The sequence below is a fragment of the Erwinia sp. PsM31 genome (assembly GCF_030433775.1).
In the GTDB taxonomy this organism is placed as follows: Bacteria; Pseudomonadota; Gammaproteobacteria; order Enterobacterales; family Enterobacteriaceae; genus Erwinia; species Erwinia aeris.
Genome location: NZ_JARUWZ010000008.1, coordinates 65,613 through 90,914, shown reverse-complemented (window position 1 = coordinate 90,914; position 25,302 = coordinate 65,613). Strand labels below are relative to the sequence as shown.

Sequence of the window (25,302 nt, the reverse complement as noted above, 5' to 3'; positions counted from 1 at the left end):
GCGTGACTCGCAGATCTGCGGTGACAGGATGTAAGGCGAATTGATTAACAGGTTAGCTGTTCAGGCCGGCGCCCTCGGGGCAGCCGGCCTGATTTTTATCAGCTGCTGGTATCCAGCGCCGGGAAGTTTTTCACCAGATCGTCAATCGCTTTAATCTGCATCAGGAAAGGCTCCAGCTTGTCCAGCGGCAGCGCGGACGGGCCATCGCATTTCGCATTGGCCGGATCCGGATGCGCTTCGATAAACAGCCCCGCCAGGCCGACCGCCATACCGGCACGCGCCAGCTCGGTAACCTGACCACGGCGACCGCTGGAAGCGGCACCAAACGGGTCGCGGCACTGCAGCGCGTGCGTCACGTCGAAAATGACCGGGCTACCGTTGGAAACCTGCTTCATGACGTTAAAGCCCAGCATGTCCACCACCAGGTTATCGTAGCCGAAGTTCGCGCCGCGATCGCACAGGATAACCTTCTCGTTGCCGCCTTCCGCGAACTTCTCAACGATGTTGCCCATCTGACCAGGGCTGACGAACTGCGGCTTCTTGACGTTGATGACCGCGCCGGTTTTCGCCATCGCTTCCACCAGATCGGTCTGACGCGCCAGGAAAGCAGGCAGCTGGATCACGTCAACCACGTCGGCCACCGGCTGCGCCTGGCTGGCTTCGTGCACGTCGGTGATAATTTTCACGCCGAAGGTCTGCTTCAGCTCCTGAAAAATCTTCATGCCCTCTTCCAGACCCGGCCCACGATAGGAGCGAATCGAAGAACGGTTAGCCTTGTCGAACGAGGCCTTAAACACGTAAGGGATGCCCAGCTTCTGGGTCACGGTGACGTAGTGCTCACAGATACGCATAGCGAGATCGCGCGATTCCAGTACGTTCATACCGCCAAACAGCACGAACGGCAGATCGTTTGCAACCTTAACATCACCAATGCTAACGACTTTTTGTTTCATCTCTTCGCCTTATTCTTTGTTTAACAGATTAGTGCAGCGTGATCTGTTTCTGTTCAATCGAATGGATCTGTAATTTAATCATTTCGCTGACCGGATCTTCCGGGCACTGTTCAACAAAATAGGTCAGATCGCTTACCGCCACATGCTCGCAGTCCAGCTGCGCGAAAATCAGCCCGCGATCGCGGATTTCATAAGGATCGTCCGGGTCCATATTGACCAGCACCTGGCTGACCTGCAGCGCCAGCTCCATCTGCTTTTCTTCCATCAGCGCGGCTTTCAGGGTATCCAGCATCTTGTTCAGCACCAGCTGCGGCTCGGCCTCCTGTAGATCGTCGTCGTACAGTTCAGCGACCGGGCCGATATTGCCCTTCAACCACACTTCCAGCGTGTGCTCATCCAGCGTTTCGCCGTTAAAGGGATTGATCAGCCACATCTCTTCGTCAATCCAGTCGGCCCGCAGAATCAGCTGCGTGGGAAAAATCACCGGCATCAGCGGCAGCGAGAGTTCGTGAGCGATATGCAGAAAGATCACGCCCAGCGAGACGGCGGTGCCCTGACGGGTTTTCAGCACGTTATCCAGCCACAGCGTGTCGGACAGGCGGTAAACGCCGCTCGCGCCGCCGAAGCCCCAACGCTGCCAGAACAGCTCAATCAGTTTCTCCAGCTGCAAATCCTGCTCCAGCTGTAATGGAATGGTGGCGCGCGCCTCTTTAACCAGCTCCGCCAGCTGCTTCTTCACGTCTTCAGCAGGAAACTCAGGACGGATGGCCAGCGTGGCCGCAATTACCGCCTCGCACAGCGGGGTCGCTGTGTCTTCTTCAGTTGCTATCGACGTCATACATTCCCCAACAATGGCATTTTTGTGGTGGCCAGATGGTAAATCATTACCAGCATCGCGGCCGCCACGATAAAAGCTATCCAGCGCGTTTTTTGCGCGCGTGGTTTGCGCCCAAGGGCAATAAAGCCAAGCGCGATATAGATAATAACGCCAAACAGCTTTTCAGTCAGCCATGCGCCCTGAGGCGTAAAGGGATAAAAGTGCGTTATCGCCACCAGCATCGCGCCCGAAAGCAGCAGCAACGTGTCGTTAAGATGGGGCACGATGCGTACCCAGCGCTTTTGCAGCATCCCTGAGCCGGTCTGAAGCCAAAAGAAACGCAGCAGAAACAGCGTGGCGGTAAGGATTACCGTCAGCAGATGCAAATTTTTTACAGCACTGTACCAGTCAGCCATTTATTTTCCCTCGTTCAGGGTTTTTGCGCATAAGTCACGCGGTCATTGCCGCCATAATCCCGGGCGGTGGCGACGTTAACAAAACCGGCCGCCCGCAGGATCGCCTGCACGGCCTGCGCCTGTTGCCAGCCATGCTCTAACAGCAGCCAGCCGCCGGGCAGCAGCGCCTCTCCCGCCTGAGCGGCGATAATCCGGATATCAGCCAGGCCGCCATCCGCCGCCACCAGCGCGCTTTGCGGCTCAAAACGCACGTCGCCCTGCCGCAGATGTTCGTCGGCTTCATCAATATAGGGAGGATTGCTGACGATAACGGCAAAGCGTTCGCCCGCCAGCGCGCTGAACCAGTTGCTGAGGCGAAAAGCGGCGTTATGGATGCCAAGACGTTGCGCGTTGCGCTGCGCCAGCTCAACGGCGCCCTGGATGCGATCGACGCCGGTGACGCGACAGTCGGGCCGTTCACTGGCGATAGCCAGCGCAACCGCGCCGGTGCCGGTGCCCAGATCCAGTACCGCCGCCGGTTCGGCAGGAAGATGTGCCAGCGCCTGCTCCACCAGCAGCTCGGTGTCCGGCCGGGGAATAAGCGTATCGGGGGAAACGCTGAGCGGCAGCGACCAGAATTCACGCTCGCCGATCAGGTAAGCAATCGGCTCGCCGTTAACGCGGCGAGCCAGCAGCGCAGCCAGACGATCCTGCTCGCTTTGGGTCAGCGCCGTCTCGTCAAAGGCGATTAGCCAGCTGCGGGAGCGGCCGGTGACAAAGCCCAGCAGGATCTCCGCATCTCTTTTCGGGCTTTCACTGCCCGCCAGTTCGGTAATGGCTCCTTTCAGCCACTGGCGAATCTCCATTACTCCTGCTCGGACAGGGCGGCCAGCTGGTCTGCCTGATACTCCTGCACTACAGGCTCAATCAGCATATCCAACTTGCCCTGCATCGCTTCGTCCAGACGGTAGATGGTCAGGTTAATGCGGTGATCGGTAATACGACCCTGCGGATAGTTATAGGTGCGGTTGCGGTCGGAGCGATCGCCGCTGCCCAGCAGGTTGCGGCGCGTTGAGGCTTCTTCCTGCTGACGACGGGCGCTTTCGGCCGCGCGGATGCGGGAACCCAGCACCGCCAGCGCCTTGGCTTTGTTTTTGTGCTGCGAACGCTCGTCCTGACACTCCACCACGATGCCGGTCGGCAAGTGGGTAATACGGATAGCGGAGTCGGTGGTGTTAACGTGCTGGCCACCCGCGCCCGATGAGCGGAAGGTATCGATTTTCAGATCGCTCGGGTTGATATCCGGCAGCTCGGCTTCCGGCACTTCTGGCAGCACCGCAACGGTACAGGCGGAAGTGTGGATACGGCCCTGCGATTCCGTTTCCGGCACGCGCTGCACGCGATGGCCGCCGGACTCGAACTTCAGGCGGCCGTAGGCGCCTTCGCCGACGATTTTGGCGATCACTTCTTTATAACCGCCGTGCTCGCCCTCGTTGGCGCTCATCACTTCCACTTTCCAGCGGCGCGATTCCGCATAGCGGCTGTACATGCGGAAGAGATCGCCAGCGAAAATGGCCGCTTCGTCGCCGCCAGTGCCGGCACGCACTTCCAGATAGCAGTTGCGCTCGTCGTCCGGATCTTTCGGCAGCAGCAGCACCTGTAGCTCCTGCTCCAGCTGCTCGCTGGCCTCACGCGCCTCTTTCAGCTCTTCCTGCGCCATATCGCGCATTTCCGCATCGTTAAGCATCTCTTCGGCGGCGGCGATATCTTCCTGATTCTGCTGCCAACGACGGAAACACTGGCTGACATCGGTCAACTGCGCATACTCGCGCGACAGCGCGCGAAATCGCTCCTGATCGGCAATCACGCCAGCATCGCCCAGCATCGCCTCGACTTCCTCGTGGCGTTCCTGCAAGGCTTCCAGTTTGGCAACAATAGAAGGCTTCATGAATATTCCCTGTATATAAAGAGGTAAAAACGCTACAGCCCCAGGCCGTCGCGTAAAATCTGCAGGCGTTCGTCATCGCCGTCGCGGGCGGCCTGCTGAAGGGATTTGGTTGGGGCGTGGATCAATTTGTTGGTGAGCTTATGGGCCAGCTCACGCAGCACGGCCTGCGCATCCGCGCCCTGAGCCAGCGCCGCCAGGGCGCGCTCTTCCAGCTCGGCGCGCACCTGCTCGGCCTGCGAACGATACTCGCGGATGGTCTGGCTGGCGCTCTGCGCGCGCAGCCACGACATAAACTCGTCGCTTTCCTGCACGACGATAGTTTCCGCCTGCACGGCGGCCGCTTTACGCTGCGCCATGTTGCTTTCGATAATCGCCTGGAGATCGTCCACGCTGTAGAGATAGGCGTTAGGCAGCTTGCCCACTTCCGGCTCGACGTCGCGCGGCACGGCGATATCCACCAGCAGCATCGGCTGATTGCGGCGCTGTTTCAGCGCGCGCTCCACCATTCCTTTACCGATAATCGGCAGCGGGCTGGCGGTAGAACTGATGATAATGTCGGCTTCTGCCAGACGCGAGTCGATCTCCGCCAGGCTGATGACTTCGGCATCAACCTCGTCGGCCAGCTTCTGGGCGCGTTCGCGGGTGCGGTTAGCGATAATCAGCTTCTGCACTTTATGCTCGCGCAGATGGCGCGCGGCCAGCTCGATGGTTTCGCCCGCACCGACCAGCAGCACGTTGACGGTGGACAGCGACTCAAAGATCTGCCGCGCCAGCGTACAGGCGGCAAAGGCCACGGAAACGGCGCTGGCGCCGATATCGGTTTCCGTGCGCACGCGCTTGGCGACAGAGAAGGATTTCTGGAACATTCTCTCCAGCTCGCTGGAGATAGTGTGGCCGCGATGCGAATCGGCGTAGGCTTTTTTCACCTGGCCCAGGATCTGCGGCTCGCCGAGCACCAGCGAATCCAGCCCGCTGGCGACGCGCATCAGGTGGCTGACGGCTTCGTTATCGTGGTGCCAGTACAGGCTTTTACGCACTTCATCGGCGCTGAGCTGATGATAGTCGCACAGCCATTTCACCAGCTGTTCCTGCAGGTTTTCCTGTTGTTCAACGCTAAGGTATAACTCGGTCCTGTTACAGGTAGACAGCACGACGCCGCCCTGTACCAGCGGCTGAGCAAGCAGGCTGTCGAGAGCCTGATCCAGCGTATCCGGCGAGAACGTCACGCGTTCGCGCAGAGCCACAGGAGCCGTTTTATGATTTATTCCGAGTGCCAGCAACGTCATGAGTCAGGTCTGGGAGATCCCACTGTTGATAGGGTTTTGTGAGGCGCATTCTACAAGATGCGCGAGATCAAGAAAAGCCACATTCGCCGTTCGCTGCGATTGATATAGCTATTCAGCACGAAACAGGACAAATTGAGTATTGACGCGGCCCCTGGCGGTCGATAGTTTGAACGGTTACTTTGCGCGTCAGCGCCTGAACGGAGTCTGAGGAGTCCCCATGTTTATGTCGAATCGCCGCCTGCTGCGGCTTCTTCCGCTTGCCAGCGTGCTGCTGGCTGCCTGTAGCGTTAATAAACCCCAGGGGCCAGGACAAAGCGTCACCTCGCCACAGTGGCAGCAGCATCAGCAGGCTGTCGAAAAAATCACCCAGTACCAGACGCGCGGCGCTTTTGCCTATCTGTCCGACAAGCAAAAGGTCTACGCCCGTTTCAACTGGCAGCAAACCGCGCCGGATCGCTATCGTCTGCTGCTGACCAACCCGCTGGGCAGCACCGAACTCCAGCTGGACGCACAGGGCAGCGTGGTACAGCTGGTCGACAATAAAGGCAAGCGCTATACCAGCAACGACGCCGAGAAGATGATTTCGCAGCTGACCGGTATGGATATTCCGCTCAACAGCCTGCGTCAGTGGATGATGGGCCTGCCGGGCGACTCAACCGACTATACGCTGGACGATAAATATCGCCTGCGTGAAGTCAACTACAGCCGTAACGGCCAGCAGTGGACGGTGACCTATCAGGCCTATGACAACAAGCAGCAGCCTGCCCTGCCGGCCAATATGGAGCTGCGCGAAGGCGATCAGCGCATCAAGCTGAAAATGGATGGCTGGACGGTAAAATGACGGCAGTCGCTAAGTCGGTGGTCGCTAAGTGGCCCGCGCCCGCTAAACTTAATTTATTCCTCTACATTACCGGCCGTCGTCCTGACGGCTATCATGAGCTGCAAACGCTGTTCCAGTTTCTGGATTATGGCGATACGTTAAGCATTCAGCCGGACAGCAGCGGCCAGATTACGCTGCTGACGCCGGTCGACGGCGTGCCGGACGAAGAGAACCTGATCGTTCGCGCGGCCAGGCTGTTGCAGACGCGCGCCAGGCAGCAGGGCGTCCTGCCGGAAAACGCAGGCGCTTCGATCGCTATAGAAAAACGGCTGCCGATGGGCGGCGGACTGGGCGGCGGCTCTTCGGACGCCGCTACCGTGCTGGTGGCGCTGAATCACTACTGGCGAACCGGCTTCAGTTTTGCCGAGCTGGCGGCGCTGGGCCTGCGGCTGGGCGCGGACGTGCCGGTCTTTGTGCATGGCTTTGCCGCCTTTGCTGAAGGCGTTGGCGAAACGCTGACGCCGGTTAACCCGGCAGAAAAATGGTATCTGGTGATCCACCCTGGCGTTCACATCTCGACGCCGGTGGTGTTTAACGATCCCGAACTGATCCGCAACACGCCGGTAAGGGAAATCAGCCAGTTATTAGCGGATAATTACCGCAATGATTGTGAGCCAGTAGTAAGAAAACGTTTTCGCGAGGTTGAACAGCTTGTTTCCTGGCTGCTAGAATACGCGCCGTCGCGCCTGACCGGAACCGGCGCTTGCGTGTTCGCTGAATTTGACACCGAGCCCGCTGCCCGTCAGGTGGCTGAGCTTGCTTTGAAAAAGTGGCAGGGCTTTGTTGCGCGAGGCGTTAACGTCTCGCCGCTGCACCGCTACCTTTCCGAGCAATAAGAGCCGCGGCGACCGCTTCACCCTGTTCCTGAAGCGGCGCGGCGCTCGATTACACCCGTATGGACCCGTCAGCGGTATACCGCCCAGTGCCGCTGACGCAGATGTTCATTCTCTGGACGCAAAGCCTGAGGTTCTTCTCGTGCCTGATATGAAGCTTTTTGCTGGTAACGCCACCCCGGAACTAGCACAACGTATTGCCAACCGCCTTTACACTAGCCTGGGCGACGCCGCCGTCGGTCGTTTCAGTGATGGTGAAGTGAGCGTACAAATCAATGAAAATGTACGCGGTGGTGATATTTTCATCATCCAGTCCACCTGTGCACCTACCAACGATAACCTGATGGAACTGGTTGTTATGGTGGATGCCCTGCGCCGCGCTTCCGCTGGTCGTATTACCGCTGTTATCCCCTACTTTGGCTATGCCCGTCAGGACCGTCGCGTGCGTTCTGCTCGTGTGCCTATCACGGCTAAAGTAGTCGCGGATTTCCTTTCCAGCGTCGGCGTTGACCGCGTTCTGACTGTGGATCTGCATGCTGAACAGATTCAGGGCTTCTTTGACGTCCCGGTTGATAACGTTTTCGGCAGCCCAATCCTGCTGGAAGACATGCTGCAAATCGGTCTGGAAAACCCTATTGTGGTTTCGCCGGACATCGGCGGCGTGGTGCGCGCCCGCGCAATCGCCAAGCTGCTGAACGATACCGATATGGCTATCATCGATAAGCGTCGTCCGCGCGCCAACGTTTCGCAGGTGATGCACATCATCGGTGACGTGGCGGGCCGCGACTGCGTGCTGGTTGATGACATGATTGATACCGGCGGCACGCTGTGTAAAGCCGCCGAGGCGCTGAAGGAGCGTGGCGCGAAGCGTGTCTTCGCTTACGCCACTCACCCTATTTTCTCCGGCAATGCCGTTGAAAACCTGCGTCATTCCGTAATTGACGAAGTGGTGGTTTGCGACACCATTCCGCTGCCGGAAGAGATCAAAGCCCTGCCGAACGTGCGTACGCTAACGCTCTCCGGCATGCTGGCGGAGGCTATTCGCCGTATCAGCAACGAAGAGTCTATCTCTGCGATGTTTGAGCACTAATCGGATAGCTGCGGCTAAACGAAAAGCGGGACAGATTATCTGTCCCGCTTTTTTTATGGCGTAGCCGGCTATCAGTGATGGCCGTGTCCCGAAGCGCGACGGCAGCGCTTGTCGCCATAGTGGCGCACCCAGTAGTAATGATCGGTGATTTTTTCGCGGCCGCTAAGGCGGGCGCCGACCAACCACATCAGCGCGCCGATAAAGATGGCGAAAATAGAGCCGTTAACCAGCATTTGCGGCAGCTGTAGCTGCGGCAGTTGATTCAGTACGGCATAGCCTATGCCGGTTACCATGACGGCCAGGCCGATCACCATCAGGGCGTTGCCGGTTAAATTAGCGTGTCTGCGTTTCATTTGTCACCTCCAGATGCCAGTGCATTCCTGTGCGGTTAGTGCCATAAGTTTATGCAATGGCTGGCGGATGCGTTGCGGGCCAGATCACATTTGTTGCTAAAAGTTTGACAAAACTTTACGCGCACTTCGCTGATTTTTCTATAGAAAACGCATTATCACCCTGATCAACTATTGTGATATAGCGCGCACTTTTGAGTTCTGTCGCCGCTCTTAGTACACTAGCGCCCTTCCCTGATGCAGCCTTTTAGGAAAACAGACAAGTGAGCAGCATTAAACTGATTGTCGGCCTTGCCAATCCCGGTGCGGAATATGCCGCCACGCGCCATAACGCGGGCGCCTGGTATGTGGATTTACTGGCTCAACGACACAATCAGTCGTTAAAAGAAGAGAGTAAGTTTTACGGCTACACGGCCCGGCTCAATATCGGTGGCGAAGACGTCAGGCTGCTGGTGCCGACGACCTTTATGAACCTGAGCGGCAAGGCCGTTGCGGCAATGGCCACCTTCTACCGTATCGCGCCGGAAGAGATCCTGGTAGCGCATGACGAGCTGGATTTGCCGCCGGGCGTGGCAAAATTCAAACAGGGCGGCGGCCACGGCGGCCATAACGGCCTGAAAGATATTATCAGCAGGCTGGGCAATAACCTGAACTTCCACCGTCTGCGCATCGGTATCGGCCATCCGGGCGATCGCAACAAGGTCGTGGGTTTTGTCTTGGGCAAGCCGCAGGCGGCGGAACAGACGCTGATCGACAACGCCATTGACGAAGCGGCGCGCTGCACCGAGGTGTGGCTGAAGGAAGACAGGCTAAAGGCGATGAACCGGCTGCACAGTTTTAAAGGTTAAGCCAATTAAGGCTGGCTGATTGCTGATAAAAGCGCTCAACCAGCCGTCTGGATTAAGCAAAGAGCTTAAGCAGCGCTACGCCAGTCAGAACAAATACGGCCAGGCAGAGTAGTGCCCAAATAACCGAAAACCATGAGAAATCCATCCATTCCATTAACTTCCAGGGGCTGGCAAAGATTCGGCTCATTACTTTGCCGGGGCGGCGTATAAAAGGGATGCCTTGTGGCCATGCCGCCCAAAACACCATCGACAACACCAGTATCGCAAGCAGCATAACCAGCGCAACGCCGCCATGACCGGAAGCCGGCATAGTAACGATGGCGGCAAAAAACAGTCCGCCAAAAAATAGCTGGATCGCCATCAGCGAGAAAATAAATTCGGTAAAGAGAAACCACTTCACCCATTGCGGCCTGCTTTGAAGGCCCAGCATGACGGCGTCATTGATATACAGGTAAAACATCACTGTCAGAACAGCGATAGCGCTAACGGTCGTATTGATGCCCGACAGAGGGATAACCGCATTAAAGACCAACGCCCAGAACACCAGCAAAAAAATCCCCTGCCAGCTGAGCGCCGCGCGAGGTTGACTCAGGAACCGCAGCACAGGCTGATTTAGCCGTGGAACAATTTCAGGAAAATAATACCCCAACCTGTTTGCCTGTTGTGCAAGGAGCGTGAGCAAACCCGGTATCAGGCGTATCCAGAAAGGCACCTTTTCGCTATCGCTCTTTAGCAGGCGAATCGCTGCCCTGTTGAGCATCGTGCCGTGCTTCTCTTCTGCCTCCATCTCTTTCCATGCCCGGTTCACTTCAGTTTCGCGTAGTTGTTCATGCAGCGCCTCCTGAATGTGATACGGAATAATATGGCTGTAGTCGTACTCGTCCATTCCCCACCCCAACAGGCCGCTGACGCGTTCAAGCAGGCCTTCGGTCAAACCGGGGCTCTCTGCCAGCGCAGCCGCAAGCTGTCGATGGAAAAGCTGTTGCTGCTGCAGGCTCCCCGCTTTGAACACTCTCTCTGACAGGCGATTCATCATAATAATGCCTGTCATTTCTGTGTTTACCAGCTGATACGCCAGTTTATGCAGCTCCTTTTCGCTGTACAGCAAATCTGCTTCAGGAGGGACGGCTGTTTCTCCAACGGTAAAGCCGTTGGCGACTTCACCCTGTTGGATCAGAGGTTCAGGTTCGTGCTTCTCCTGTATCGGCGGTAAAATATCGGCAGTGCTGTCCTCGTGATCAACGATAATGTCAGCCTGCGCCCGTCGCTTTGCCTCATCGAATGCTTCACGCAGCTGCTGATAGCCTGCCGGATCGCTATCCGGTCGATGTTTTTTTAACTGGCGGGCATACGCACGGCGGATTTCCCCTTCATCACGCGTGGGTGACAGTTCAAGCGTCTGCCAGATGCTCATGGCAGGAGGCCCTCTTTGTATTGTTGTAAAAAGTGTTCGGCATCTTCTCTTGATGAGGCAATACGGCGAAGATCCTGACCCTCCAGCGCCTGTTCAAACGCGGTAGTCAGCCGATCCATCCATGCTCGCTCATCGCCAAGTAAGCGTTCATAAAGGCGCGAACAGCGAGCGAGCAGCTCACGATTTTCCTGGCGATCGCGAGGATGCTGTTTAATATCGGCCAGCTTTTGCAGGCTGGCGGCAATTTGCTCTTCGCTCATCTGCCCCGGCACCTTTTCTATCACCAGCCGTGCTATTACCGGACTGCCGTCATAGCGACACTCCACTTCCAGCAGGCCGTCCAGCGTGTAGGTGAACCGCACGTCAACGGTCAGTTCACCTGCCGGTCGAGGAGGAATATCAATACTCATTTCGCCGAGAAAAACGTTATCCTGAACCCTGCGCCCTTCTCCCTGATATATTTTCAGCAGGACGCAGGTCTGATTGTCGCTAACTGTATTCAGCGTCTCGGTTTTGCTTACCGGCAAAAAGGTATTGCGCTCAATAAGCGGCAGGAAAAAGCCGGGTTCAATCTGATTACCATGGCGCTTAACCACCTCAATGCCGAGGGAAAACGGCATCACGTCGGTAAGAATAATGTCTTCGACCGCAGCATCGGCCATCACCATTCCGGCCTGTATGCCTGCGCCAAGCGCAACGGCTTCGTCTGGATTGAGATCGTGGCGAGGGAAACGCCCAAAAAGCCGCGCAACGGTTTGTCGAACCAGCGGCATACGGGTTGCGCCACCCACCAGCAATATGTGGTCGAGATCCTGAAGAGAAAAACGCGCATCGTGCAGCGCCTGCTGTACCGGACGCTGTAAACGCATCAGCAGCGGCTGGCTGCACTCGGCCAGCTGAGCCTCCGTAAAAGTCCAGCTCCACTGCCGACCGGCCCATTCCAGCGAAGCCTTAGCCTCGGTAGCGTGGCTCAGCATTTGCTTCATGCTTTCCGCTTTTGCCAGCAGCGCCGCTGCCAGCCCGGCCTGCGCAGATTTCAGCTCGGGATGCTGGCTCAGCATCCACTGTACAATCGCCTGTGAGAAATCATCGCCGCCAAGCCGGATATCGCCGCTGCTGGCACGAACTTCCACCACGCCCTCGAACATATCAATGACGGATACGTCAAATGTCCCGCCGCCAAGATCGAAAGTGAGGTATTTTTGCTCACGATTTTCCAGCAGGCCAAAAGCAAGTGACGCGGCGGTTGGCTCATTAAGCAAGCGTATTGCGTCCAGCCCAGCCAGCCGGGCAGCATTTTTCACCGCCCGACGCTGAACGTCATTAAAATAAGCGGGTACGGTAATAACGGCCTGTGTTAATTTTTGCCCAAGCCAGCTTTCCGCATCCTCTTTGAGCTGGCGCAGTAATAATGCCGACAACTCTTCGGCACGAAATTGCCTGGAACCAAGTGCCAGCGAAACCTCCGTGCCCATATAACGCTTAAAACTCGCCTGGGTCAGCGCATGATGGCTTTGCAACCGTTCGCGCGCCGGACGTCCAATAATCAGATTAGCTTGCTCATCAAGGCCTACAACCGAGGGCGTTAATACCTCGCCCCATTTATTCGGGACTAAAACGGCTTGACCCTTTTGCCAGACGCAAACCGCGCTATTAGTGGTTCCAAGGTCAATTCCTATAACCTGCTCAATTGCCATGAGTTGTCCTTACTTCCCTGTGGAAGCCATTTAATTTCAGATAAGGAAACGTTATTCGATGCTTATAAATAACTTTTTCTGTTCAGGTAAAGAGCTGCTATCCATTGTTTCAAACTCTCAGCCAGGCCTGAAGGGGATCGGAATATTCTTCCCCAAAATAGATTGAACCCTACGTCAGACAGCTATTGGCTTCCGGTTCTGGCTAACCGTTAACCCCCATCCGTGCCATCAAGCGCGTCCAGCGCCATCGTCTGCGCATAGTAGCCCTGCACGCCCCAGACTTTGTTGGCGGCCAGCTTCTCCAGCTGCCCTTCGTTCTCTACGCCCTCCACCAGCACGCGGTTGGTGTAGCGGCGAATATGGGCGATCAGCACGTTAAAAAACGGCTTGCTGATATTATCGAGGTAAAACTGCCGATCCAGCTTAACCACTTCAAACATCTTCGACTGTAACGCATTCAGATTGGCATCGCCTGCCCCTAAATCATCCAGCCATAAGATGTTCAGCCGATCGGTCAGCGCCCGCAGCAGAGGATTGTTTGGCCCGTCGTGCAGGTTGGGGAAATTTTCAGAAAGCTTCAGCCGCAAAAAAGGCAGCTGGCTGAGGATTTGCTGGATAAAAGGCGATTCGGTTACCGCGCAAGCCAGCGGAAAATCGATGGTCAGGCAGCACAGCAGCCCGTGCAGCTGAAAATAGTCCGCGTAGCGTTCTACCGTCAGCAGCTGATCCAACAATCGGCTCTCGGCGTCCCCGGTTTGCGGCGCGGTCTGGTGTGGTAAAACGGTGAGCTCAAGCGCAATCAGCTCGCCGCTAAGAGAGTGAATCGGAACGTAACAGTAATTATTAGTCATGCTTTATAGCCAGCTCAGGACGCCCTGCCAGTGATTATATTCGTCATATCGTCAAAAACCAGTGATTTAATCTAAACCACTGGGCAATATAACGATTTTTATATATATCGGCAGGGCCAGCCTTAGCTTTACGCTTTTAGTCGCTATCGGCCGCAACTTTATAATCAGGCGCATCCAGCTCGTGGCTACAGAAAGGCCCTGCCTGTTTTAACAGACTGATGCAATCTTCACTAAGATGCCGCAGCCTGACGCTTTTTCCTTCCGCTATATAGCGGGCGGTCAATTTATCGATGGCCTCGACGCCGCTGGAATCCATCACCCGCGTACGGGCGAAGTCGATCACCACTTCCTGTGGATCCCTGGCTGGCGTAAACAGTTCCTGGAAGCTGGCGGCAGAGGCAAAAAACAGCGGCCCTTCCAGCCGATAGGTCTTTTGCTCGTCGCGCTCTTCCTGTGCCACAATGCTGATGCGGGCATGTTGCCAGGCAAAAACCAGCGCGGAGATGATCACACCAAAAATCACCGCCATGGCCAGATCGGTATAGATGGTGACCACCGTGACCGCAATCATGATAACCGCATCGGGCTTTGGCATACGTTTCAGACGGCGCAGCGAGCTCCACTCAAAGGTATTAATACAGACCACAAACATAATACCGGCCAGCGCCGCCACCGGCAGCAGGGCGATATATTTCGACAGGCTGACCACAAACAGGATCAGCAATACTGCGCCGACCAGGTTAGAGATGCGTCCACGCCCGCCGGAGGTAAAGTTGATGATCGACTGGCCAATCATCGCGCAGCCCGCAAAGCTGCCAAAGAACCCGCACAGCGTGTTGCCGATGCCCTGCGCCACGCACTCTTTGTTGCCGTTGCCTTTTTTACTGCCCATTTCATCCAGTACTGCCAGCGTTAACAGCGATTCTATCAGCCCAACCAGCGCGATAATCACCGAATAAGGCAGCACAATTTTCATCGTGGCCCAGCTTAACGGCGCTTCCGGCAGATGGAAGAACGGCAGCGTGCCGGAGATATCGGCCAAATCCCCTACCCGTTTGGTATCCAGTCCAAAGCCGATGGCAATGGCGCTGATGGCGATTAGCGCCGCCAGCGAGCCGGGAATGACTTTGGTAAATTTAGGAAACAACCAGACGATCAGCATCGCCAGCGCCACCAGGGCATACATGACCGGCCCCTGGTTTTTAATCATCGGGATCTGCGCCAGTGCGATAACGATAGCCAGTCCGTTTACAAAACCGTAGATAGCCGGCTGCGGCACAAGGCGGATAAATTTCCCCAGGCGGAACAGGCCAATAGCCAGCTGGATCAGCCCGGCGAAAATCGTCGCCAGCAGCACGTATTCATAGCCGTGAGTCTGAATAAGACTGACCAGCACCACCACAATCGAGCCGGCCGCGCCGGAGATCATCCCCGGTTTGCCGCCGAACAGCGCGGTGATCAGGCCCAGGATAAAGGCGGTGTGCAGACCGATAGTCGGCGACAGGCCGGCTAGCAGAGAAAAGGCCGTGGCTTCCGGAATAAGGGCCACAGAGACGACAGCGCCGGCCAGAACGTCATTTTTGACGTCGGCAGCCCTGAGGTTGCTCAGTTTGAACATGCTGATTTCCGTTTTTTATCAAATGCAGGTGATTACCGCGCCGCCAGTTCGGGACACAGTTTGAACTCGCCAGAAAGACGAGAAGCGCAACAGGCGTGGAAGGGAGATTTCAGGGTGGCGTAAGCAGGAAGCAGTGCATCCGCGGCGTTCTCCGTCTGTTGTCAAAGATTGTCAGTATGTGAAAACGTGAGCAAGATCTCAACCCCCTTCTCCCACGCGCGGGTAGAAATCCCCGCCATCCAGGCGATAATTACGTGTATAATGCGCAAAAACTTGTGCTAACCAGCTTACCGGGGAAGATTTCTTCCCCTGCAATTAATTAAGGTGATTCAAACATGGGATTCAAATGCGGTATTGTGGGCCTGCCTAACGTCGGGAAATCCACACTGTTCAATGCGTTAACCAAAGCGGGTATCGAAGCGGCAAACTTCCCGTTCTGTACCATTGAGCCGAATACCGGCGTGGTGCCAATGCCCGATTCCCGTCTCGACAAACTGGCGGAGATCGTCAAGCCACAGCGCATTTTGCCAACCACCATGGAATTTGTGGATATCGCGGGCCTGGTAAAAGGCGCGTCGAAAGGCGAAGGCCTGGGCAACCAGTTCCTGACCAACATTCGCGAAACCGAAGCTATCGGCCACGTTGTCCGCTGCTTTGAGAACGACAACATCATTCACGTTAACAATAAAGTTGACCCGGCTGACGATATTGAAGTGATCAACACCGAACTGGCGCTTTCTGACCTGGATACCTGCGAACGCGCGCTGCAACGCGTACAGAAGCGTGCGAAAGGCGGCGATAAAGACGCTAAAGCTGAACAGGCCGCGCTGGAAAAATGCCTGCCGCACCTGTCCAACGCCGGCATGCTGCGCTCGCTGGATCTGAGCGAAGAAGACAAAGCGGCCATCCGCTATCTGAGCTTCCTGACGCTGAAGCCAACGATGTATATCGCCAACGTTAACGAAGACGGTTTTGAAAACAACCCGTACCTGGATCAGGTGCGTGAAATCGCGGCTAAAGAAGGTTCCATCGTAGTGCCGGTTTGTGCTGCCGTTGAATCCGACATCGCCGAGCTGGAAGATGCCGATCGCGAAGAGTTTATGGCCGAGCTGGGTATCGAAGAGCCGGGCCTGAACCGCGTCATTCGCGCCGGTTATTCTCTGCTGAACCTGCAAACTTACTTCACCGCTGGCGTGAAAGAAGTGCGCGCCTGGACTATTCCGGTTGGCGCCACCGCTCCGCAGGCCGCCGGTAAAATTCATACCGACTTTGAGAAAGGCTTTATCCGTGCCCAGACCATCGCCTATGAAGATTTCATTACCTACAAAGGTGAACAGGGCGCGAAAGAAGCCGGTAAAATGCGTTCAGAAGGCAAAGAGTACATCGTGAAAGATGGCGACGTGATGAACTTCTTGTTTAACGTTTAAATAAAATTTGCTGTCTCATGAGGTTTCGTTGAACCTCACAAGAGTCGTAAAAAGCTATAAAATCCACGCAATTGCGTGGATTTTTATTTTCATGACGTCTCATTTCATCTCGCTACAGCGTAGCTAAAAATGAGTATCGGTGGATTTGCTCCTATACATCCAGACGTTTCTGCTCTCTTACTGTAAGCACATCTGCTTTTAGTTACACATACTTTTGATATATCCAGGTTTTTTAGCTATCAGCTGGTATTTTTCTGATGTCAGGTTATTCAGGGATGCTCATAGAGAACACCTCTTTCAGATAGCTGACGAGTTTACGCTTTATCGCTAGTTTCAAAGTTTTTTATATGAGGTCTCTTAACGCGCGATTTTGCAGGCTCAGGTCGGCAAAAATCTTTTTCAGACGACAATTATCATCAAGATTTCTGATTTTTACCTCAGTCGCTTCCATCCGCCATACGTTGCCTTCCAGTTGTTATAGCTAGCTTCAAGAATAGCGGCTTCACGATAAAAATCTTTGAAGGTGCGACCGGCTTCCACGGATTTAAGGACGGCGATGATCCGGTGTTCAGTAAATCGGATCTTACGCATAACGATTTCCTTAGGAGACATAACCAGTATATCGGAGGATCTCTAAAGTGAATGGTTCGTTTTGCAGGGATATTTACAGCATCATCTCTTCACGTTTTCTTGCTCTGTTAAGTGTTGGCACTGACAGTTCAGCAAAAAAAAGGACCATCCCAAATCCTCCAAGCTGAATAAATCAGCAACGCTTTTTCGCCGCAAGTATTACCAGAACGGAGCGCACTCTGGTTACATCATGTCTATGTCGGACGTTGCGCAGAGCTGCTCCGATGTTGACGCGCTGCGCAAGGCAATCCGCAACTAGAAAGGGCTCAGCAGCTTTAAAAATTTTTCATCTATGCACCCGACGGCATTCAAATCGACCCCTCGGATAAAGTCGCCACGAAGGATGATTTTTTTATCATCAAAAAAGTCAGTGCAACCGACTTGCTCGTTACCTAAAGAATCCCCCTTTCAGCTCATAGGAGGCCAGCCCGAAAACGTAGGAAGCCTAGGCGATATTGAAAAGGTACCTAAAGTATTCGTTCACAACGAACTTATCACTATGCAGTGATCGCATTAAAAAATAGACCATTAGTTAGGCAGTAATGTTATTCCTTTCAAAATAATTCACTTGGATGATTAAATCTTTGCCTGCGAGAATGAGTTGTAATAGTAAAAATCTATACTCTCATTCTCGAATCTCTGGTTTACTTTATCAGAAATTATCTGACATTGTTTTTTTACTTCTTGAAGATCGTCTGCACGAATTAATTTTTCAACATTTACTTCATAATTTTTAAATATCACTGCCTTATTTTTATATGTAAATGAACCCTTTAAAACGCAAGCAAGACAAATAGAAAAAGACGATAAAAATAAAGGAATGGCAATAAATATACGTAATTCCTTAGAAGAATCAATGTCATCGTTGAAATGTAGGTTCTCTAAACGAAGAGTTTGTGCACCACCCGGGACCTTAGTAATTAAAGCGTGCATTATTTCTATATCTTGTTGCTTCTGTATTAGTTCATTTAAACTTACTTTGCAAACTTTATCGACTCTGAAGTAAGAAGCAACTTGTATCAAAGACAAGGCTATTTGTTCTGCCTTTATGATTTCGTTGGTAATTGGGCTCACGGAAAAAGAATTATTAGAGGCAACAAAAAACGCCTCGTTATTCCCCTTATTTTTTATGGTTAACTTAAGATCACCGTTGGGTGCGTTTAATATCTTCATTAGCAGCAGTAATTCTCTAAGATCAGATAGATGAATGGCCTTATCATATGATGCAAAATCTATCTTCAGCTTATTATTTTTAATTCCAACTAGTATATCAAAAAAATCCGAGCGAATCCTGAAGCTTGCCAATTCAGCTGGAGCATTAAGAGCAACAGGAGAAACAAAAAATTCACAATTAAAAGAAGCATCTTCTTTTTCATCTTCGAATATTATAGAGCCTGTTGAAAATGCTTCCACTGATTTTATTTCAATAATGGCTTGTTCAGTTGCAAACTCTTCCATGTGAAAATTAATATCAAATCTAGTATCCCAACCTTGTACATCTTTAACATTTATTCTGCCCGGGTAGCCAAGCGTGGCACTAATAAGAGATTTATAATCATCATCACTAATAGTTTTGAAATTTAACATATAACGACTTTCCTTATATCCTATATCTCCTAAATCTTGCAGTTTATCTTCACAATATTTTTTCATCCCAAAAGGGATATGCTTCTCAATAGCATTCTTAAGTGCATTTTCATTAGAGAGAACTATTTCATCCTCATCGGAATAGTTTACCGTAAAAGAGAGTTTATGAAGCGGCGTTTTTTTCTACATCATTTTGACGGATCCGTTTCAATACCTGAAACATGTTATCCCTATTAATATGCACTAGATAAGCAGATTCAATATTTATATTTCCATTATAACGAGCAAAAAAGAAAAAGCAGGGAAGTGGTGTGTCACAGAAGCGTTTCATGTTAGATAGTTTGACCTGCACATTTTTTTTTGTTCCATCAGTAGCCTTTATCTGCACTAAACATTGTATAGGCTGTTCGTTCAGACTATTTAATAAAGCTATACCACCTATCAGAGGAAATTCGACAATAGCATCCCATCCTCCTGAATCATCCTCCGATGAGCTGTTGTAAATCAAGCCAGATGCACTACAAAGTCTGTCAAAATCACCACGCCCCATATTACCAACTTTTCTTAAACTCATGAACAAATTCCTCTTTCATATTCACAATAATAAATTTAGCTTACATCATTGCAGGACAAACCTGGAAGGGTTGGAATGAAAATTAAAAGCTTAAAGGATACCTACGAGGATTAACTGAGGCTATCCAAAGGTTTATTTTTTTACACCCCGACGCACCCCCGAGAAACTGTGCAACACATTTAAAAAATCAGGTGATTATTTGGTCGTGAGGATAGGGTAATGACTGGACTCACGCCCCTGTATCGCGCTGGTAAGTGCCGGTGCGGGGTTATACCGTGACTATTGCTGAGCGGAAAACTTTCCCGCAGCACTGCCTCACTTTTTTGGCTTTTTCGGTAGCCCGCGCCCTTCAATGCGCCACAGCACATTAAGCAGATCTAGCGCTTTGATTTCGGTTATTTTTTTTTGCCAATGTAAGGGAATACATCGTTATTAATAGCTTCCAGGATGTCTGAAGCCTAACCAGCAGACCATTTGTTTTGATTGCTGCTTGCCAAGCTAAAGCAATGCTTTTGAAAGTGTTATTTATCCGAGCTTCGCGGACGGTCTTCTCATCTCGTTTTGCTTCCATCAGATCGATACCCCCAGCAATGCCCCTTTTCGCTTCTTCACATTTTGCACGAGCATTGGCCAAACTGGCTTCAGGGTACATACCTAGTGCCAACAGCTTCTCTTTGCCAGCTACACGATATTGAACCGCCATTAGGTTTGATCAGGAGATACAGACCGCCACCATAAGCTAGCTTTTAAGCTTTCTCTTTTAGCTTGGCAGTCTCTACCCGACGGGCATTGAGTTTTACCTGGAAAGGGGCCTCCACCAAACCGAACATCAAGTACCCCCATTTCACTATAGATTTTGAATACTCAAGTAGACGTCAAAAGACTAAAATATTGCAGATAGATGAATCTCTGGTGTTCACTCTTCGCTCTTGCATCAGCACTGATAAATTACGTCCGTTCAGGTTTAACAGCCGGTATAAGAACTGCCTGACTGGAATAAACAAGCCGCCGTACAGCTGATTTTCCTCATCGCTGTGCGCTATACATAGCCAAACAGAGCGTTATTCCAGGAGCGAAGAAGGTATGGACAAAGTGCAGGCAACAATAGCGGAAAAATAACGGTGTGGCATTCCTTCGCCACCTGTTGTTAGCGATGGTGCGCCGTTTCTTTCGCTTTCCACACGGCAAACAGCGTTATCGCCAGCGCCAGACAAACATACAGCGACACCCACAGCGTGCTGCCCATCTCTTTATACAGCGTGGTGATAATTAAAGGTGCGAAACCGCCGCCAACAATTCCGGCCAGCGTATAGGCGAGCGAGGAGCCAGCATAACGCACGTGGCCGGGAAACTGCTCGGTGACAAACGCCGCCTGCGGGCCGTACATCATGGCATGGATCAGCAAGCCGCCAATCACCGCCAGCACGATTAATACCGGCTGAGTACTGTCGAGCAGTACAAAAAACACGAACGACCAGACGACGGCCAGCAGCGCGCCGGTAATGTAAACCGGGCGCCTTCCCCACTTATCCGACAGCGCGCCAAACATCGGCACGGTAACGGCATTGCCAATGGCGCCCAGCATCGTCGCCAGCAGCGCCAGCGGGCGCGGCATATGCAGGACGGTAGTCACATAGGTCAGCGTGAACACCACCACCAGCGCGTACAGCACATCCGACCCGATACGTGCGCCACCGGCAATCAGCAGCTGTTTAGGGTAGTTAAGAAAAACCTCTTTCAGCGGCGTATGCGTGGTTTTCTCCGCCGCCTGCATCGCCACAAAGGTTGGCGTCTCCTCCACGCCACGGCGCAGCCACAGGCCAAACATCACCAGCAGCAGGCTCAGCAGAAAAGGAATGCGCCAGCCCCATGCCTGAAACTGTCCGGCGCTCATGGCTACCGTCACCAGGGTGATAAAACCAGTACCGATCAGCGTTCCGCAGGAAGGCCCCACCTGCGCGAAAGAAGCATTGCGGCCGCGCTTGTCAGCATCGCCATGTTCCATCGACAGCAGTACCGCGCCGGCCCATTCGCCGCCAAGTGCGATGCCCTGCACAAAGCGCAGCGCCACCAGCAGGATCGGGCTCCAGATCCCCCAAACGGCATAGCCCGGCAGCAGGCCCATCAGGGCGGTCGTGACGCCCATAATCACCAGCGTAATAATCAGCACCGCCTTACGACCGGCGACGTCGCCAAGATGGCCGAAGACAAAGCCGCCCAGCGGCCGGGAAATATAGCCGACCGCATAGGTAGAGAACGCCAGGATCGTTCCGACCAGCGGATCGAAGCTGGGGAAGAACACGTGGTTAAACACCAGCGCGGCCATGATGTTGTAAACGGTAAAGTCATACCATTCCAGAGCCGTGCCAATCGAGCTGGCCGCCGCCAGGCGACCCGTTTTTGATTTGCTTCGCTTCGGGCGTACCGCCTGATGCAGCGTGGAGTGCGTATCAGCCATGAGTCATCTCCTGTCGGGTTAGTGTCCAGCTAAGGGCATAGCGCTGCACCTCGCCCGTCAGCAGTTCTGCCGCAACGGAAGCCAGCCGATCGCAGCATGGCGCATCGCTACAGCTGATAAGTAGCATCGGCAGCATCTGGCGGTTCTCTTTCCCTTCCATCGGCAGCGGCGTGCTCAGATCCGCATCGGGCGTCAGCAGGCTGGAAGAGATATAGCCCGGCGTCTGGCCGATTTGCTGCTGCCAGGCGCTCAGCGCCGCGCTGTCGACCGCTTGTGCAAGCGTGACCACCGCCAGCTGGCTGCCGGTGCCTTTGCCGTGGGTATGGGTAACCGCGCTGACCCGGCGCATCGGGTTGACCATCTTTTGCAGATTTTTCACCGACCACTCGGTCTGGCGCGTGAACGCCGCGTGATAGTCCACGCTGGTAAAAGCCTCCAGCGATTCGGTTTCGTACAGGCCCAGATATTTACGTTCGGCGTTAATCGCCTGGTAGCGCGTGCCGCTTAAAAAGCCGCTGATGGCCACGCGCTCCTCAACGTGTTCATGGTCATACCACTGGTTAAAATCCGCTTCGTCATCCGCACCAATATTGGTGGCGACAAACAGCATGCCGTGAGGTTGCTTCATTTTCAGGATCTCCGGGTAAGGGCAGTTTCCACGGCAACAGCCCAGCTGATTAAGCGGGCATCGTCGCCATGAACGGCAGCAAGACTGAGGCCAACCGGCGCATGACCGGCCGGGTGACAGGGTAAGGAAATGGCGCAGCCATCCAGCATGTTGATAACGCTGGTGTTACGCAGCATCAGGGCATTGATCTCCATATAACGCTGCGGCTCGTCCAGCGAAGCGATAGTCGGCGCGATCTGCGGCACGGTGGGCATCAGCAGCGCGTCGAAGCCTTCCAGCGGGATGTTGATACGCCGCTGCCAGGCTGCGCGCTGCTGATAAAGTTCAGCGGCATCCTGTTCAGTCAGCTGGCTGCCGCGCTGCAGGCGCATCAGCACCTGCGGATCGTAAGCTTCGGGCCGGGCCAAAGCCGTACGCTGATGCCACTGCCAGGCTTCATAAGCCGTAATACCGCCGCGCGCGTTCAGGGTATTCAGCTCATCCAGCTCGGTAAGTGGCAAGGCCACCAGCGTGGCCCCGGCTTCCCGGAGAAGATCAAGCGCGTACTGCCACGCCTGCGCTACGTCCCGATCAAGATCGTCCAGAACGCGAGTTTGCGGTACGGCAAAGCGGGCGTGGCGCAGATCCGACTCCCGCATCTCAAGAGGCTTTTCGGCAATGATGCTGTCAAGCAGCCAGCAGCTGCGAACGTCATGCGCAATAACGCCAATGCTGTCCAGCGAAGGCGCAAGCGGCAACGTGCCCGCCTGATCGATTCGGCTGGCGCCAGGTTTAAAGCCGGTCAGGCCGCAGAGCGCGGCGGGAATACGTACGGAACCGCCGGTATCGGTACCAATAGCGCCCAGACACAGCCCATCCGCTACGGCCACCGCCGCGCCGGAAGAGGAGCCGCCGGGAATACGTTTCTCCTCGCGCCGCCACGGGTTGGCAGGCGTGCCGTAGTGCGGATTGATGCCCAGCCCGGAGAAGGCGAACTCGGTCATATTGGTCTTACCGACTATCGCGGCGCCAGCCCGATTGAGCTTCTCTACCACGCTCGCGTTCGCCGTGGCGACCGGCGCATCGCTTAACAGGCGTGAACCCGCCGTCGTCGCCTCGCCTTTTACATCGAACAGATCCTTAATGCTGATGGGAAGCCCATCGATCGGGCTACGTGATTGCCGGGCTTGCCAGCGTTCTCCCGCCTCAATAGCCTGCTGCGTGGCCTGCGCCTCATAACGAGTGATGAAAACGCGCGAGCCTTCTTTTTCAGGATCGCGTGCGGCAGCCAATGCCGCCTGCGTGAAGGTTTCAGGCTGAACGTTCCCCGCCTGTAGCTGCTGACTTGCCTGCCAGAGTGTCGTCATAGCCGCGCTCCTTATGCGACGACCGGCAGTGCGCCGGTGCGGTAAGCGTGCTCCAGCGTGCGGCCCAGCACCGGATCGTGCAGTGCCATCCGAAACTCGCTGGCCGGACGGATGCCGCCGATAGTGCTCAGCGTGCCGCAGGACATGGCCAGGCCGTCAGCGGCCGTTTCGCCCTCCAGATAGCGCGTAAGCAGCGCCTGTGGAGTCAGCAGCGACGACAGCGAACCTTGTTGATAAACCACCCATTCGCCCTGCTCTTTTATCCAGGAAGTCAGCTCCAGCGCATCCCAGTGCTCCGCCACTTCGCGCATGCGCCACGCGCCGCTTGCCACCGGTTTGATGCAGGCCTGCTTGGAAAGCGCCACGCTAAAGGTTTCCAGATAGCGATCGGTGTGATCGGAGGTAAGAGAAACCCAGCACTCTCCGCGATGAAAAAAGACGAAAGGTTCGGCTTCACCGGATGTTTCGTTGCCCACGACTTCCAGCAAAGCGTTCTGGCTGAGCTGATTAGTGGCGACGCGGTAAAAAAGCGGCACTGCACCAGGAGCAGGCACGCCCAGCGCTTCAAGCTCCCGAATATGGTGCAGGACGGCATCCCGATCGCGCCCTGCCCAGCCCGCAATAACAAACCGGGTTACGTCGACATCGAGTCTGGCTGCGGCTTCGTCGCCGGTAATGAACTGTAGGTGCATGGCAAAACCCTCATTTGAAATTAGAGTGAAATTTCACTCGCATTTCAAACTAGCGATTTTCATGCCAGCTTTTTGTGTAATATGTCGCAAAGGCTTAAACAGGAACGGCATCATGAATGAGTCAGCTGGTGAAAATGTGAACCCGATCGAGCGGAAAAAATATCTGTCGCTGAACGAACAGGCCTACCTGGCGTTCAGGCACAGGCTGATCACGCTGCGTTACAAGCCCGGTGATTATCTTAATACCGCCCAGGTAATGGACGATCTGGAAATGGGGCGCACGCCGATCAATCAGGCGATCCACCGCCTGGCTACCGAAGGGCTGCTACAAATCATTCCCCGCAAGGGCGTTATGGTCGCCCCGTTGTCGATCGATGATGCGCTGGAATTGATTGAGGTGCGGCTGGTTAACGAAACGCTGTGCGCGCAGCTTGCCAGCCAGAAAGTAAATAAGGCGCACCTTAACCAGCTGCGCGAGCTGAATCAGCAGATCGGGCTTGCCGGCGGCTCGCGCAACAGAGAGAAAATGATGTTACTGGATCGCGAGTTTCACCAGGTGCTGGCGGATATTGCGGGCAACCGACGGCTTGCGGATATCCTGAGCGTTATTCACGCGCAGGCGCAGCGCTTCTGGGCGACAACGCTGTCGAGCATCAGCCATATGGATGAGGTTATTGCTGAGCATAATGAAATTATTGCGGCGCTGGCCTCCGGGGATATTCAGCGCGTGACGGCAGCAACCCGCGCGCATATTGACTCTTTTAGACGCGCGCTGCTCTCTACCTGAAAAGCTGACCGCAGCCTGCAACCGGGGCTGTCGGGCCTGGGTGGTTTAGCGCAGCGATCGGTTTGCGGGGCCGGGATTTATAATCAAAGGAAGATACGCTTCAGCGCCAGAAGACCACTCTGCACGGCGTAATTGATATATTGCTCTTAAAGAGCCGTAAGGCAAAATAAGGCAGCCTTGACGTTCTGCCTTA

Annotated in this window: 23 protein-coding genes and 3 pseudogenes; 7 read left to right on the top strand and 19 right to left on the bottom strand. The window is 54.2% G+C overall.

Going from position 1 to position 25,302, the window contains the following annotated elements:
• Positions 1–98: 98 nt before the first annotated feature.
• From kdsA to hemA, 6 genes are read right to left on the bottom strand one after another with little or no spacing between them, the layout of a single operon-like run.
• Positions 99–953 carry a 3-deoxy-8-phosphooctulonate synthase gene (kdsA, locus tag QCD69_RS09030; RefSeq protein ID WP_125289716.1) on the bottom strand — a complete coding sequence of 285 codons (855 nt, stop codon included), beginning with the start codon at positions 951–953 and terminating at the stop codon, positions 99–101.
• 28 nt (positions 954–981) lie between these two features.
• Complete coding sequence (sirB1, locus tag QCD69_RS09025; protein WP_253454497.1) at positions 982–1,791, bottom strand: invasion regulator SirB1; 810 nt, start codon at positions 1,789–1,791, stop codon at positions 982–984.
• Positions 1,788–2,186: a SirB2 family protein gene (locus QCD69_RS09020; RefSeq protein WP_125289714.1), complete on the bottom strand. Its 399-nt coding sequence runs from the start codon at positions 2,184–2,186 to the stop codon at positions 1,788–1,790. Before QCD69_RS09020 ends, sirB1 begins: the two co-directional genes overlap by 4 nt.
• A gap of 14 nt (positions 2,187–2,200) precedes the next feature.
• On the bottom strand, positions 2,201–3,031 hold the full coding sequence (gene prmC, locus QCD69_RS09015) for a peptide chain release factor N(5)-glutamine methyltransferase (protein ID WP_301251768.1): 831 nt from the start codon (positions 3,029–3,031) through the stop codon (positions 2,201–2,203).
• Entirely contained in the window at positions 3,031–4,113 is a 1,083-nt protein-coding gene (gene prfA / locus QCD69_RS09010; protein ID WP_253454499.1) for a peptide chain release factor 1, read from the bottom strand. The genes prmC and prfA overlap by 1 nt, the downstream gene beginning before the upstream one ends.
• Before the next feature lie 32 nt (positions 4,114–4,145).
• The gene (gene hemA, locus QCD69_RS09005; RefSeq protein WP_253454500.1) at positions 4,146–5,399 is read right to left on the bottom strand and encodes a glutamyl-tRNA reductase; all 1,254 of its coding nucleotides are present in this window, start codon (positions 5,397–5,399) and stop codon (positions 4,146–4,148) included.
• Between the two features lie 217 nt (positions 5,400–5,616).
• Here hemA and lolB point away from each other — a divergent pair, with 217 nt between their 5' ends.
• The 3 genes from lolB to prs all read left to right on the top strand — a co-directional run bounded on the left by lolB (position 5,617) and on the right by prs (position 8,202).
• On the top strand, positions 5,617–6,240 hold the full coding sequence (gene lolB, locus QCD69_RS09000) for a lipoprotein insertase outer membrane protein LolB (protein WP_253454501.1): 624 nt from the start codon (positions 5,617–5,619) through the stop codon (positions 6,238–6,240).
• A 17-nt stretch (positions 6,241–6,257) separates the two neighbouring features.
• Positions 6,258–7,115 (top strand): 4-(cytidine 5'-diphospho)-2-C-methyl-D-erythritol kinase, encoded by an 858-nt coding sequence (gene ispE / locus QCD69_RS08995; protein WP_253461009.1) that lies wholly within the window; start codon positions 6,258–6,260, stop codon positions 7,113–7,115.
• 139 nt (positions 7,116–7,254) lie between these two features.
• The gene (gene prs, locus QCD69_RS08990) at positions 7,255–8,202 is read left to right on the top strand and encodes a ribose-phosphate diphosphokinase (protein ID WP_124232585.1); all 948 of its coding nucleotides are present in this window, start codon (positions 7,255–7,257) and stop codon (positions 8,200–8,202) included.
• A 71-nt stretch (positions 8,203–8,273) separates the two neighbouring features.
• Here the strand turns inward: prs and ychH are convergent, their stop codons facing one another.
• The gene (gene ychH, locus QCD69_RS08985; protein WP_125289708.1) at positions 8,274–8,555 is read right to left on the bottom strand and encodes a stress-induced protein YchH; all 282 of its coding nucleotides are present in this window, start codon (positions 8,553–8,555) and stop codon (positions 8,274–8,276) included.
• A gap of 260 nt (positions 8,556–8,815) precedes the next feature.
• On the opposite strand from ychH, the gene pth reads away from it, so the two are divergent.
• Positions 8,816–9,400, top strand: a complete 585-nt coding sequence (gene pth, locus QCD69_RS08980) for an aminoacyl-tRNA hydrolase (protein ID WP_125289707.1) — start codon at positions 8,816–8,818, stop codon at positions 9,398–9,400.
• Between the two features lie 52 nt (positions 9,401–9,452).
• On the opposite strand, the gene QCD69_RS08975 is transcribed toward pth, so the two are convergent.
• The 4 genes from QCD69_RS08975 to QCD69_RS08960 form a co-directional block, all read right to left on the bottom strand.
• Positions 9,453–10,814 (bottom strand): J domain-containing protein, encoded by a 1,362-nt coding sequence (locus QCD69_RS08975; protein WP_301251766.1) that lies wholly within the window; start codon positions 10,812–10,814, stop codon positions 9,453–9,455.
• On the bottom strand, positions 10,811–12,511 hold the full coding sequence (locus tag QCD69_RS08970) for an Hsp70 family protein (RefSeq protein ID WP_301251765.1): 1,701 nt from the start codon (positions 12,509–12,511) through the stop codon (positions 10,811–10,813). The genes QCD69_RS08975 and QCD69_RS08970 overlap by 4 nt, the downstream gene beginning before the upstream one ends.
• Before the next feature lie 209 nt (positions 12,512–12,720).
• On the bottom strand, positions 12,721–13,362 hold the full coding sequence (locus tag QCD69_RS08965) for an EAL domain-containing protein (RefSeq protein ID WP_253454504.1): 642 nt from the start codon (positions 13,360–13,362) through the stop codon (positions 12,721–12,723).
• 136 nt (positions 13,363–13,498) lie between these two features.
• The gene (locus QCD69_RS08960) at positions 13,499–14,980 is read right to left on the bottom strand and encodes a SulP family inorganic anion transporter (protein WP_253454505.1); all 1,482 of its coding nucleotides are present in this window, start codon (positions 14,978–14,980) and stop codon (positions 13,499–13,501) included.
• 335 nt (positions 14,981–15,315) lie between these two features.
• Here QCD69_RS08960 and ychF point away from each other — a divergent pair, with 335 nt between their 5' ends.
• Positions 15,316–16,407: a redox-regulated ATPase YchF gene (ychF, locus tag QCD69_RS08955; RefSeq protein ID WP_253454506.1), complete on the top strand. Its 1,092-nt coding sequence runs from the start codon at positions 15,316–15,318 to the stop codon at positions 16,405–16,407.
• Positions 16,408–16,681: 274 nt separating this feature from the next.
• Here ychF and QCD69_RS08950 read toward each other — a convergent pair.
• A pseudogene (locus tag QCD69_RS08950) lies at positions 16,682–16,998 on the bottom strand (transposase); the annotation flags it as partial.
• A 154-nt stretch (positions 16,999–17,152) separates the two neighbouring features.
• Here QCD69_RS08950 and QCD69_RS08945 point away from each other — a divergent pair.
• A pseudogene (locus tag QCD69_RS08945) lies at positions 17,153–17,545 on the top strand (phage portal protein); the annotation flags it as partial.
• A gap of 68 nt (positions 17,546–17,613) precedes the next feature.
• Here the strand turns inward: QCD69_RS08945 and QCD69_RS08940 are convergent.
• The 7 genes and pseudogenes from QCD69_RS08940 to QCD69_RS08910 form a co-directional block, all read right to left on the bottom strand.
• Positions 17,614–18,690, bottom strand: a complete 1,077-nt coding sequence (locus tag QCD69_RS08940) for a hypothetical protein (RefSeq protein ID WP_301251763.1) — start codon at positions 18,688–18,690, stop codon at positions 17,614–17,616.
• Between the two features lie 97 nt (positions 18,691–18,787).
• The gene (locus QCD69_RS08935) at positions 18,788–19,198 is read right to left on the bottom strand and encodes a hypothetical protein (RefSeq protein ID WP_301251762.1); all 411 of its coding nucleotides are present in this window, start codon (positions 19,196–19,198) and stop codon (positions 18,788–18,790) included.
• Between the two features lie 198 nt (positions 19,199–19,396).
• A pseudogene (locus QCD69_RS08930) lies at positions 19,397–20,028 on the bottom strand (tyrosine-type recombinase/integrase); the annotation flags it as partial.
• Positions 20,029–20,345: 317 nt separating this feature from the next.
• A complete protein-coding gene (locus QCD69_RS08925; RefSeq protein ID WP_253454507.1) occupies positions 20,346–21,656 on the bottom strand; it encodes an MFS transporter in 1,311 nt (436 codons plus the stop codon).
• Positions 21,649–22,284, bottom strand: a complete 636-nt coding sequence (locus tag QCD69_RS08920; RefSeq protein WP_253454508.1) for a DUF4286 family protein — start codon at positions 22,282–22,284, stop codon at positions 21,649–21,651. The genes QCD69_RS08925 and QCD69_RS08920 overlap by 8 nt, the downstream gene beginning before the upstream one ends.
• Positions 22,285–22,286: 2 nt before the next feature.
• Positions 22,287–23,630: an amidase gene (locus QCD69_RS08915; RefSeq protein WP_301251760.1), complete on the bottom strand. Its 1,344-nt coding sequence runs from the start codon at positions 23,628–23,630 to the stop codon at positions 22,287–22,289.
• 11 nt (positions 23,631–23,641) lie between these two features.
• Complete coding sequence (locus QCD69_RS08910; protein ID WP_301251759.1) at positions 23,642–24,322, bottom strand: DUF2848 domain-containing protein; 681 nt, start codon at positions 24,320–24,322, stop codon at positions 23,642–23,644.
• A gap of 112 nt (positions 24,323–24,434) precedes the next feature.
• Between QCD69_RS08910 and QCD69_RS08905 the strand changes: the two genes are divergently transcribed.
• Positions 24,435–25,109, top strand: a complete 675-nt coding sequence (locus QCD69_RS08905; RefSeq protein ID WP_301251758.1) for a GntR family transcriptional regulator — start codon at positions 24,435–24,437, stop codon at positions 25,107–25,109.
• The last annotated feature ends 193 nt before the right edge of the window (positions 25,110–25,302 follow it).